Annotated in this window: 12 protein-coding genes; 5 read left to right on the top strand and 7 right to left on the bottom strand. The window is 42.2% G+C overall.

All coding sequences use genetic code 11. The features are described from left to right. From M1G01_RS01800 to M1G01_RS01790, 3 genes are all read right to left on the bottom strand, one after another. A complete protein-coding gene (locus M1G01_RS01800) occupies positions 1 to 1,278 on the bottom strand; it encodes a pyrimidine-nucleoside phosphorylase (protein ID WP_247931020.1) in 1,278 nt (425 codons plus the stop codon). Beyond that, positions 1,275 to 1,865, bottom strand: coding sequence for a class I SAM-dependent methyltransferase (locus tag M1G01_RS01795; protein ID WP_247931019.1), 591 nt, complete (start codon positions 1,863 to 1,865; stop codon positions 1,275 to 1,277). Before M1G01_RS01795 ends, M1G01_RS01800 begins: the two co-directional genes overlap by 4 nt. Before the next feature lie 201 nt (positions 1,866 to 2,066). Next, positions 2,067 to 2,471 (bottom strand): hypothetical protein, encoded by a 405-nt coding sequence (locus M1G01_RS01790; protein ID WP_247931018.1) that lies wholly within the window; start codon positions 2,469 to 2,471, stop codon positions 2,067 to 2,069. 201 nt (positions 2,472 to 2,672) lie between these two features. Between M1G01_RS01790 and coaA the strand changes: the two genes are divergently transcribed. The 3 genes from coaA to M1G01_RS01775 all read left to right on the top strand — a co-directional run bounded on the left by coaA (position 2,673) and on the right by M1G01_RS01775 (position 4,483). Continuing rightward, positions 2,673 to 3,593, top strand: coding sequence for a type I pantothenate kinase (gene coaA / locus M1G01_RS01785; protein WP_061427578.1), 921 nt, complete (start codon positions 2,673 to 2,675; stop codon positions 3,591 to 3,593). Between the two features lie 67 nt (positions 3,594 to 3,660). Beyond that, entirely contained in the window at positions 3,661 to 3,897 is a 237-nt protein-coding gene (gene rpsT, locus M1G01_RS01780; protein ID WP_001274000.1) for a 30S ribosomal protein S20, read from the top strand. A 52-nt stretch (positions 3,898 to 3,949) separates the two neighbouring features. Further along, positions 3,950 to 4,483 carry a DNA topology modulation protein gene (locus M1G01_RS01775; RefSeq protein WP_247931017.1) on the top strand — a complete coding sequence of 178 codons (534 nt, stop codon included), beginning with the start codon at positions 3,950 to 3,952 and terminating at the stop codon, positions 4,481 to 4,483. Between the two features lie 16 nt (positions 4,484 to 4,499). Here M1G01_RS01775 and metG read toward each other — a convergent pair whose 3' ends face one another. The 4 genes from metG to M1G01_RS01755 form a co-directional block, all read right to left on the bottom strand. Then, positions 4,500 to 6,497 carry a methionine--tRNA ligase gene (gene metG / locus M1G01_RS01770; RefSeq protein ID WP_247931016.1) on the bottom strand — a complete coding sequence of 666 codons (1,998 nt, stop codon included), beginning with the start codon at positions 6,495 to 6,497 and terminating at the stop codon, positions 4,500 to 4,502. A gap of 135 nt (positions 6,498 to 6,632) precedes the next feature. Beyond that, positions 6,633 to 7,892, bottom strand: coding sequence for an ABC transporter permease (locus M1G01_RS01765; RefSeq protein ID WP_001180392.1), 1,260 nt, complete (start codon positions 7,890 to 7,892; stop codon positions 6,633 to 6,635). A 1-nt stretch (position 7,893) separates the two neighbouring features. Beyond that, entirely contained in the window at positions 7,894 to 8,595 is a 702-nt protein-coding gene (locus tag M1G01_RS01760; RefSeq protein ID WP_000733788.1) for an ABC transporter ATP-binding protein, read from the bottom strand. Continuing rightward, positions 8,579 to 9,763, bottom strand: coding sequence for an efflux RND transporter periplasmic adaptor subunit (locus M1G01_RS01755; protein WP_000827876.1), 1,185 nt, complete (start codon positions 9,761 to 9,763; stop codon positions 8,579 to 8,581). Before M1G01_RS01755 ends, M1G01_RS01760 begins: the two co-directional genes overlap by 17 nt. A 267-nt stretch (positions 9,764 to 10,030) precedes the next feature. Here M1G01_RS01755 and gor point away from each other — a divergent pair, with 267 nt between their 5' ends. Continuing rightward, positions 10,031 to 11,377 carry a glutathione-disulfide reductase gene (gene gor, locus M1G01_RS01750; RefSeq protein WP_247931015.1) on the top strand — a complete coding sequence of 449 codons (1,347 nt, stop codon included), beginning with the start codon at positions 10,031 to 10,033 and terminating at the stop codon, positions 11,375 to 11,377. A gap of 143 nt (positions 11,378 to 11,520) precedes the next feature. Continuing rightward, a complete protein-coding gene (locus tag M1G01_RS01745; protein WP_049479686.1) occupies positions 11,521 to 12,057 on the top strand; it encodes a biotin transporter BioY in 537 nt (178 codons plus the stop codon). Positions 12,058 to 12,100: the final 43 nt, after the last annotated feature.

Genomic DNA, 12,100 nt, shown 5'->3' with positions numbered 1-12,100 from the left:
TTATGAGATAATTTCTATAATTTCTCGCAAACTTTGCACTCCATCATTTATTTTAACATATTTTTGAAATTCTGTAACTAGTTCAGAAGAAATTTTTCCATTTGTATAAACTTTTGCAACAATTTCACCCTTTTGAACGGAGTCTCCAACTTTCTTTTCAAAAACAATCCCTGTTTCATAGTCCAAGTCATCAGACTTGACTGCACGACCAGCTCCTAGTCTCATGGCATAGAGTCCAAATTCCATTGCAGGAAGAGCTGAAATAACACCCGTATCTTGAGCTGGAATTTCCACCACATGGGCAACTTTGACGGGGCGATAAAGATCTTCTAAATCACCGCCTTGTGCTGTTACCATTTCTTCAAACTTAGCCAGTGCTTGGCCATTTTCCAGGTGTTGACGGATTTCCTCGATCGTTTTCTCAACATCAGCCAATCCAAGCATAATCTGAGCTAACTCGCAGATAAAGTGACTAATATCTTCTCGACCTTTTCCTTGAAGAATCTCGATTGCCTCAAGGATTTCGAGACGATTCCCAATGGCTCTTCCCAAGGGTTGGCTCATATCGGTAATAACTGCTACCGTCTTTCGACCAACTGCCTTACCAAGATCCACCATGGTTTGAGCCAATTCGCGTGCCTCATCAACCGTCTTCATAAAGGCACCCTCACCGACCGTTACATCTAGCAAAATGGCATCCGCTCCTGCAGCAATTTTCTTACTCATCACCGAACTAGCAATCAAAGGAATCGTGTCGACAGTTGCTGTCACATCACGGAGGGCATAGAGAAGTTTGTCTGCTTTAACCAGCTGATCGGACTGCCCAATGACAGATACACCAATATCCTGTACCTGACGAATGAAATCCTCTTGACTTCGCTCGACTTGGTAGCCCTTAATGGACTCCAATTTATCAATTGTCCCACCAGTATGGCCGAGACCTCGACCACTCATCTTAGCAACAGGCACGCCGAAACTCGCAACAAGGGGAGCCAAGATTAAGGTCACCTTATCACCTACACCACCAGTCGAATGCTTATCAACTTTAACCCCATCAATAGCTGACAAATCAAACTCCTGACCTGTCTTGACCATATTCATCGTCAGATCAGAAATCTCACGTGTGGTCATTCCTTTAAAATAAACAGCCATAGCAAAAGCAGACATCTGATAATCTGGAACAGTTCCAGCAACATAGCCTTCTACCAACCATTTGATTTCAGCTGCAGTCAGTTCTTGACCATCTCGTTTCTTTTGGATTAAATCAACTGCTCTCATTCTTTCACACTTCTAAGGATATAGTATCCCTTATCTTTCTTTACGATTTCACAATTGCCAAAAACGTCTTCCATCTTATTTCTAGCACTTGGAGCTCCTTGTTTTTTCTGAATGACGATGGTTAAATCTCCTCCGTCTTTCAAGAAATCTCTGCTCTTTTCGATAATCTCATGAACAACCTGTTTGCCCGCTCGAATCGGCGGATTGGAAATAACATGGTCAAACTTCCCTTCAACTTGTTCATAGATATTGGATTGGAAAATCGTTGCTTCTACTTTATTACGTTCAGCATTTTGTCGCGCTAGGTCCAAGGCACGATTATTGATATCGACCATGGTTACCTGAGCTCCATAAGCCTTGGCTAACGACAAACCCAATGGCCCATAACCACAACCTACATCAAGAACAGTTTCTCCTTTGTTAACCTCTAGACACTTGAGCAAGAGCTGACTCCCAAAGTCAACCATTTTCTTGCTAAAAACACCCGCATCCGTCAAAAAGGTCATGTTTTCTCCCAACAACTCCACTCTCAACTCATGAATGTCGTGACCAGCATCAGGATTTTCTGCATAATACATTTTACTCATAAAACTATTTTACCATAATTTGGCTTGAATTGTAAATCGTTTACAAAGTGATGATCAAATGAAAAAGACTGAAGAATTCTAGTCAAAAAACCTTTTCTTCAATCTCTTTCAATTATTAGAAATACATTACAATCTATCGGGAACTACAAATTATCATAGTCAGGAAAAAACAGTTCGTCTGCAATCGGGCGCATTTTATTACTATTTCTTAACCTTAAAATACTTTATTATCAACAAGATTCCCAATATGATGTTTAGATAAAAACCCAACTGATAAGTTTGTGTCAAGATTTCCAAACTTGTCCAAAGTCGTATCAAATCTTCTAGTGACATACGGAATAGATATCCTTCTGTAGCAATCCACAAAATCAAAAATAGATAACTACCAGCAGCAAGCCATTTCGTCCACCGTTTTTTTAGTAGCCAAGCAATCAAGAGCGAACAGATAAAGACAACTGTTACAAGGAGATGATCCATTAAGAAGGTAAAACCGTAATAGGTTTCTACAAAGCGTCTACCATTATCCGCATTCGCTCCCCTTATAAAAGGTAGTGCAAAACTTAAAATAAAACAGAGTTCCAATATATAACGTTTTAAGATTTTCATGACACACCTCCAATAAATTGTGAACCAAAAAGCTCACTTTTAATAACTGATAAGTCTTCAGAAACCATTCCCTATCTCATCATTAAATTATTCAACCTCCATCTACCTCTATTATACGATATTGACTTACTACCATCAAGAAACCGCTTTATCTTTTTAGCTTTTTATGGTATGATAAACAAAATATCTAGGGGAAAACAAATGACCAACGAATTTTTACATTTTGAAAAAATCAGTCGCCAGACTTGGCAATCATTGCATCGCAAAACAACCCCTCCCTTGACAGAGGAAGAGTTAGAATCCATCAAGAGTTTCAATGACCAGATTAGTCTACAGGACGTAACAGATGTCTATCTTCCCCTAGTTCATCTTATCCATATTTACAAGCGCACCAAGGATGATTTGGCCTTTTCAAAAGGAATTTTTCTCCAACGCGAAAGTAAATCTCAGCCTTTTATCATTGGGGTTTCTGGTAGTGTTGCTGTGGGAAAATCAACTACTAGTCGCTTACTTCAGATTCTTTTATCACGTACTCTCCCGGATGCTACTGTAGAATTGGTGACAACTGACGGTTTTCTCTATCCCAATCAAACCTTGATTGACCAAGATATCTTAAATCGCAAAGGTTTTCCTGAAAGTTATGATATGGAAACCTTGCTGAATTTTCTTGACCGCCTAAAGAATGGGCAAGATGTCGATATTCCTGTCTATTCTCATGAAGTGTATGACATCGTTCCTGGAGAGAAACAACGTGTCAAAGCTGCTGATTTTGTCATTGTCGAAGGCATCAATGTCTTTCAAAACCCTCAAAATGAGCGCCTTTACATTACTGATTTCTTTGATTTCTCCATCTATGTGGATGCTGCTGTCGAGGACATTGAAAGCTGGTATCTGGATCGTTTCTTAAAGCTGCTCAGCTTTGCCCAAAATGATTCCAACAGCTACTACCACCGTTTTACTCAAATGCCAATTGGAGAAGTTGAAGCATTTGCTCACCAGGTTTGGACCAGCATTAATCTCACAAATCTACAAAACTATATCGAACCGACAAGGAATCGCGCCGAGGTCATTCTCCACAAGACCAAAAACCATGAAATCGATGAAATTTACCTAAAAAAATAATTTCCCCTTGTCAAAACCTAAGTTTTCAGATATAATAGTATAGTTAGTAAATATGGAGGTAAGAACATTGGCAAACATTAAATCAGCTATCAAACGCGCTGAATTGAACGTTAAACAAAACGAAAAAAACTCAGCTCAAAAATCAGCTATGCGTACTGCTATCAAAGCTTTCGAAGCAAACCCTTCTGAAGAACTTTTCCGTGCTGCTAGCTCAGCTATCGACAAAGCAGAAACTAAAGGTTTGATTCATAAAAACAAAGCAAGCCGCGATAAAGCTCGTCTTTCAGCTAAACTTGCTAAATAAGAAACAGTCCATAGAGGCTGTTTTTTTGTCCTCTAATCAGAAAAGGTAGAAAATGAAAATCGCAATCATAGGATATTCTGGAGCCGGCAAGTCAACTCTAGCTGAAACGTTATCAAACTACTACTCTATCCCCAAACTGCATATGGACACACTCCAATTTCAACCTGGTTGGCAAGACAGTGACCGCGAATGGATGTTGGGCGAGATGAAAAACTTTCTCACAAAGCATGAAGCTTGGGTCATTGATGGTAACTACTCTTGGTGTTGCTATGAAGAAAGAATGCTGGAAGCTGACAAAATCATCTTTCTCAATTTTTCACCATGGACTTGTCTCTTTCGAGCCTTTAAACGGTATCTCACATACCGAGGCAAGGTCAGAGAAAGTATGGCTGCAGGTTGCCCTGAACGCTTTGACTGGGAATTTATCAGATGGATTCTCTGGGATGGGCGGACCAAAACTGCTAAAGAACGCTATCAACGGGTTCAAGAAACCTATCCAGAGAAAGTAATTGTCCTCCGGTCTCAAAAGGAGATGGACCACTTCTTAGAAAATCTCGCACATAACAAGAAAAACCAACGTGTATAACGTTGGTTTTTTGCTATTAGCCAATCACACTTCCGTTTGGTACAGCTGGATCAACTGTGAGAAGGGTTAACTTGCCTTCATGTTCAGCTGAGAGAATCATGCCTTGGCTGACATATTTTTTCATCATCTTGCGTGGTTTGAGGTTGGCAACGATTTGGACTTTCTTGCCGACCAATTCTTGTTCGTTTGGGTAGTATTTAGCTATTCCTGAGAGAATTTGACGGTCTTGACCATCACCAGCATCTAGTCGGAATTGAAGCAACTTGTCAGAACCTTCAACTTTAGACACTTCTTTGACTTCTGCGACACGGATCTCGACCTTATCAAAGTCTTCAAACTTGATTTCATCCTTGTTGAGTTTGAGTTCAACTTCATCTGGATTCCATTCTTTTTCGACGGCTGGTTTGTTGCCTTCCATTTGTTCCTTGATATAGGCAATCTCTTCTTCCATGTCGAGACGTGGGAAGATTGGTGTTCCTTTGGCAACAACAGTCACACCTGCAGGGAAATCTGCCAAGCTCAAGTTTTCTAGGCTAGAAACTTCTGCTAGACCAAGTTGTGCCAATACAGCGCGACTAGTTCCCATCATAAATGGCTCAATCATGTGAGCTACGACACGAAGGCTGGCTGCCAAGTGGCTCATGACACTTGCCAATTGGTCACGGTGCTCTTCATCCTTAGCCAAGACCCATGGGGCTGTCTCATCGATGTATTTGTTAGTGCGAGAGATAAGGGTCCAGACTGCTTCAAGGGCACGTGGGTAATCAACGGCTTCCATGTGTGTATGGTAGCCTGCGATTGATTGTTCTGCAACCTCAGCAAGAGCATTATCAAACTCTGTTACACCCTCTACATAGGCAGGGATTTGCCCATCAAAATACTTGTTAATCATAGAAACCGTACGGTTAAGGAGGTTTCCAAGGTCATTGGCCAATTCATAGTTGATACGGCCGACATAGTCTTCTGGAGTGAAGGTTCCATCTGAACCGACTGGAAGGCTACGCATGAGGTAGTAACGAAGTGGATCCAGTCCATAACGCTCTACCAACATTTCAGGGTAAACGACATTCCCTTTAGACTTAGACATCTTGCCGTCTTTCATGACGAACCAACCGTGGGCAATCAAGCGGTCAGGCAATTTCATATCCAACATCATGAGAAGGATTGGCCAGTAGATGGAGTGGAAACGAAGAATGTCTTTTCCGACCATGTGGAAGACTGTTCCATTCCAGAATTTATCATAGTTAGCATGATCCTCTTGACCGTAACCAAGAGCAGTCGCATAGTTAAGAAGGGCATCAATCCAAACGTAGACAACGTGTTTTGGATTGGAAGGGACTGGCACACCCCAGGTAAAGGTTGTACGAGAAACCGCTAAGTCTTCCAAACCTGGCTCGATGAAGTTACGCAACATTTCATTAAGACGACCATCTGGAGTGATGAAGTCAGGGTGCGATTTGAAAAATTCTACCAAACAATCTTGGTATTTGCTGAGGCGAAGGAAATAAGACTCTTCAGAAACCCATTCCACTTCGTGACCTGATGGAGCAATACCGCCTGTCACATTTCCAGCTTCATCACGAAAAACTTCAGCAAGCTGACTTTCTGTAAAGAATTCCTCATCTGAAACTGAATACCAACCAGAGTATTCACCCAAGTAGATATCATCTTGAGCAAGCAAGCGTTCAAAGACCTGAGCCACTACTTTTTCATGATAGTCATCAGTTGTACGGATAAATTTATCGTATGAGATATCTAGTAATTGCCAGAGTTCTTTAACTCCAACTGCCATCCCGTCAACATAGGCTTGTGGTGTGATGCCAGCTTCTTCCGCTTTTTGCTGGATTTTCTGACCATGCTCGTCAAGACCTGTCAGATAAAAGACATCGAAGCCCATGAGGCGTTTGTAGCGAGCTAGGACATCACAAGCGATGGTTGTGTAGGCAGAACCGATATGAAGTTTACCAGATGGATAGTAAATCGGTGTTGTAATATAAAAATTCTTTTCAGACATAATTTTTCCTTTCCAGGCAAATGAAACCTGTTTTTCTAACACTTCATTATATCATATTTTTAGTGATTTTCGATAGGAAATTCCATACAAAAACAAGACAGACAAATGTCCATCTTGTTTTTTCTGTTCTATATCTTATTCATAACGAAGAGCTTCGATTGGATCGAGCTTAGACGCTTTATTAGCTGGCAAGACTCCGAAAATCATCCCAACGCTTGCTGACACAGCCAAGCTAAAGAGAGCGATTGGGAGGGAAACCCCAACTTCGATACCTGCAATCATGTTTTGAAGCAATACTCCAGCTAACATGGTCATTCCAGCAGCAATCCCAAGACCGATGACACCACCTAGCAAGGTCAAGATCATAGACTCAATCAAAAACTGGACCAAGATATTAGCCCGAGTAGCTCCGAGAGCTTTCCGCAGACCAATCTCCCGCGTGCGTTCTGTCACCGAAACCAGCATGATATTCATAACACCAGTTCCCCCGACAAAGAGAGAGATTCCTGCGATGGCACTGATAATGGTGGTCATAAAACCAAATAGTTGTTGTACCTCTTGGAAGGCGGCAGTTGCATCCGCAACTTGGTACTCTCCTTGTTGAAGACCTGCAATCTCAGTCAGTTTTCGAGCCAACTCCGGACCCAAGGTCTGCGTTAGACTAGTATCATTGACACGAAAGACGATGTTCGAGATTTCATCAGTATTAAAATTGGCTGCGAGAGAGATGTTAGTCGTAATTGGAAGACCACCAATCCCAAAGGCTTTAGCAGTTTTAGCTTCATTGCTAGTATAAACGCCAATAACACGGTAACTAAATTCATTGACAGAGATGATTTGATTAACCGCAGCTTCTGGACTATCAAACAAACTCTTAGCTAGTTCTTCGTCCAGCAAAATCACACTGGCAAATTCCTTGTAGTCTTGTGGCCTTAGACTTCTACCCGCAACGATTTCATTTTCAACTGCGTTCATGTAAGTGCTATTTCCGCCTGTCAGAGTCGCTCGTTCAACTTTCTTATCCTTATAAGATAGGGTGACGTTGGTCGAGTTGGTGACATAGTAGCTGTCTACTCCTTTAAGTTTAGCAGCCTCCTTGACCCAGGATTCTAGTGGTTTTGGTGGTTCAACATGAACATCCTCTTCTTTCCCACTGACTGTCAAAGCGGATTGTTTCTGCGTAAAGGAACCGTCCTTGCTTTTAATAGGAGAGAAAAAGACATGGATATCCTTCTGTGATTTGGTCATGTTTTTATTGACCTGACGAGACATGGAGTCTCCCAGAGCCATGATGACAACGACAGACGAAACTCCGATGATAATCCCAATCATGGTGAGGAAGGAACGCATCTTGTGGGCCATGATGGATGAAAAGGCAAATTTCAGATTCTGCATCTTAGTTTTCCTCCTTTTCCACCTGAGCGCTGTCAGACGAGATGACCCCATCACGAATGACAATTTGGCGTTTGGCATAAGCAGCAATCTCAGGCTCGTGCGTGACCATGATAATGGTTTTCCCTTCCTTGTTTAACTCCACCAACAGCTGCATGATTTGATTTCCTGTCTTGGTATCCAAGGCTCCTGTGGGTTCGTCCGCTAGGATGATAGAGGGATTATTTACCAAGGCACGCGCAATCGCTACACGTTGCTTTTGACCACCTGATAACTCGGAAGGCAAATGATGACTGCGCTCCGTCAGCTCAACTTTTTCCAGAAATTCCTCAGCCAATTTCCGACGTTTTGAAGCCGAAACACCAGCGTAAATCAAGGGCAATTCGACATTTTGAAGAGCATTAAGCTTGGACAAGAGAAAGAACTGCTGAAAGACAAAGCCGATTTGCTGGTTGCGGACCTTGGCCAATTGTTTCTCTCCAAGACCTGCCACTTCTTGACCTTCAAGATAGTACTCTCCACTAGTTGGTGTATCCAACATTCCGATGGTATTCATCAACGTAGACTTACCAGAACCAGAAGGTCCCATAATGGCAACAAACTCACCTTCATGAACTTCTAGATTGATATTTTTAAGGACCTGCAGTTCTTGGTCACCATTTCGATAACTCCTACAGATATTTTTGAGACTAATTAGTTTCTTCATCAGCCTTCACCTCTTTTCCTTCTTCCAAGGAAGATGTTGGATTACTGATGACCTTGGCTCCGTCTGTCAAACCTGAAGTAATTTCTTGGTTGTCTGCATCCGCATTCCCCAAAGTAACTTCTACCTTCTTCGCTTTTTTCTGGTCGTCAACGAGCCAGACATAGTTTTTGTCATTTTCGGTAACAACACTTGCCAAAGGAACAAGGATGGCTTTACTCTTGTTTTTGACTTCCACACTGACAGAGAAGCCTTGTTTCAACTCACCGATATCGCTGGTCACATCAACAGTATAAGGGTACTTAGAGCCAGTATTTCCTCCAAGGGCTGCATTTGCTGCTTCTCCATTGTTTTTAGGATAATCAGAAATATAGCTAATCTTACCAGTCCAACTCTTATCTTGATACACTTTAGAAGTAAAGGTAACTTCTTGCCCTACAGAGAGGTTGGCAAGGTTGTATTCAGACAACTCCCCTTTGACCTGCAAGTTTTCATTACTTACAACATGAACTACCACTTGGCTATTACCTGTTGGCGTTTTGGAAACATTACGATTAACTTCAACTACAGTCCCTTCTAGTGTACTGAGGACAGTTGCAGCATCTAGCTGAGCTTGAGCCTTGTTGAGTTGAGCAACAGCATCTGCACGGTTATCCTTGGCATCACTGATTTGAGAATCAATAGAAGATACTGAAGAAGTCGCTGCTTGCGCTTGTTCTGGGAGTCCAGCTTCTATTGGAACCTGTGGAGAAGCTGGTGTAGCTGATGCATTCTCACGAGCTTTGTTTAACTCCTCGATATGACGGTCTGCCTTTGCAACTGCACGATCAGCTGCATCATAGGCAGCTTGAGCATCTGCACTGCTGTATTTGACCAAAGCTTGCCCTTCTTCGACCTTGTCCCCGACTGAAACGAGAATTTCATCTAAATCTCCCTTACTAGCATCAAAATAAACGTATTGTTCATTTTTTGCTGTAACCGTACCTGATAAGAGAACCGATGAAGCAACAGAACCTTCCTTAGCAGTAACGATATGAGAGGTTTCCTCCTTGACTGCTGACTGGGAAGGTTGTCTAAAAATCAAAATCCCCGCAGCACCGATAACAATAGCACTGGCAACACCAATCGCTGTGTATAATTGCCATTTTTTTGCCTTCTTATTTCTTTTCATTTTTAAGCTCCTTTATTCTTTTGCCTTACAAAAACCATTATATCAGAAACACCAAGCCCAAACAATGACAGTTCAGATGGAAACAATGACAATTCAGGATCATTATTTCGTTCGGTATTCGTTTATTGGATTATTGTGCTAGGTATATAATACAACATCTTTTTGAATTTGGCAAGCGTTTTTATAATTTTTTTTATCGTAGCAGATTTTTGCATTCAAAAAATAAAAACGATAGAATATGACTATCAAAGCTATAAGGAGTTTTCTATGAGAGAATATGATATCATCGCCATCGGTGGAGGAAGCGGTGGCATTGCCACTATGAACCGCGCTGGCGAACACGGTGCTAAAGCAGCTGTTATCGAAGAGAAAAAATTAGGTGGAACCTGCGTCAATGTCGGCTGTGTTCCTAAGAAAATCATGTGGTATGGAGCGCAAATCGCTGAAAGCTTCCACCACTACGGCCCTGACTATGGTTTTACAAGTTCAGATGTTCAATTTGATTTTGCTAAACTTCGTCAAAACCGTGAAGCCTACATCGATCGTGCCCGCTCGTCTTATGATGGAAGTTTCAAGCGCAATGGGGTTGATATGATTGAAGGTCGTGCTCATTTCGTTGATTCCCACACAGTCAGCGTCAATGGTGAATTGATTCGTGCCAAGCATATCGTGATTGCGACTGGCGCTCGTCCAAGCATCCCAACTATTCCTGGAGCTGAACTCGGTGGTAGCTCAGACGATGTCTTTGCTTGGGAGCAACTTCCTGACTCCGTTGCGATTCTTGGAGCTGGCTATATCGCCGTTGAATTAGCAGGTGTTCTCCACGCGCTAGGAGTAAAAACGGATTTGTTTGTCCGTCGTGATCGTCCCTTGCGTGGTTTTGACAGCTACATCGTTGAAGGACTTGTCAATGAAATGGAAAAAACAGGTCTACCTTTGCACACACATAAGGTACCTGTCAAGCTCGAAGAAACGGAGCAAGGTATTACCATTCATTTTGAAGACGGTTCTAGTCATACTGCCAGCCAAGTTATCTGGGCTACCGGTCGCCGTCCAAATGTAGACGGTCTTGAGTTAGAAAAGGCTGGAGTTACACTCAACCAACGTGGATTTATCCAAGTAGATGAATACCAAAATACTGTTGTAGATGGCATCTATGCTCTTGGAGATGTTACTGGTGAGAAAGAACTGACCCCAGTAGCCATCAAGGCAGGACGTACCTTATCTGAACGCCTCTTCAACGGGAAAACAAATGCTAAGATGGACTACACGACTATCCCTACTGTTGTCTTCTCCCACCCAGCAATCGGAACAGTCGGTTTAACTGAAGATCAAGCTATCAAAGAATACGGCCAAGATAACATCAAAGTCTACAAGTCAAGCTTTGCATCTATGTACTCAGCCGTTACAAACCATCGTCAAGAATCTCGCTTCAAACTCATCACCGCCGGTGCTGATGAAAAAGTTGTTGGCCTACACGGACTTGGTTACGGAGTGGATGAGATGATTCAAGGATTCGCTGTTGCTATTAAGATGGGAGCTACCAAGGCGGACTTTGATGCTACAGTAGCTATCCACCCAACCGCCTCAGAAGAATTTGTAACCATGCGCTAATTATTGTAAGAGACCTCTTGAGGTCTCTTTTTACTTGTAAAATCGGCCGTTACAAAATTGTTACCTTTATTCCAAAAATAGGTTGACTTTCCTTTCTAAATTAGTATAATAGTTACTATAATTTTGAAAAGAGGTTAACAGTTTTGAAAAAAGCTCATATCTATGCTATCCCTGCTATCGGTGCTGCTCTCATCGCTGTATTAGCACAAATCAGTCTCCCTATCGGTCCTGTCCCCTTCACTCTGCAAAACTTTGCGATCGGTCTGATTGCTACTGTTTTTAGACCCAGAGAAGCTGTTCTATCTGTAGCTCTCTATCTCTTGCTGGGTGCCATTGGTTTACCTGTTTTTGCAGGGGGTGGTGCTGGATTTCACGTTTTAGTCGGTCCAAGTTCAGGCTATCTTTGGTTCGACCTTGTCTATGCTGGACTTACATCTTATCTCATCCATCAAAATAGTGGCTACATTCGCATTTTCCTAGCCAACCTCTTGGGTGACTCCCTCGTCTTTGTCGGAGGTATTCTCAGCCTCCACTTCCTTGCCGGGATGCCATTTGATAAGGCACTAGCTGTCGGTGTCCTTCCCTTTATCCTCCCTGATCTTGGTAAGATTATTGCCATTAGTTTCATTAGTCGTCCCCTACTTGAACGATTAAAAAGCCTTCCATATTTTTCAAGATAAAAGAATAGTCCAGAACAATTGTTCTGGACTATTTCCTTTCTAA

The sequence above is a fragment of the Streptococcus oralis genome, assembly GCF_023110055.1.
GTDB classification, from domain to species: Bacteria; Bacillota; Bacilli; order Lactobacillales; family Streptococcaceae; genus Streptococcus; species Streptococcus oralis_BY.
This window is presented reverse-complemented; position numbering and strand designations above follow the sequence as displayed.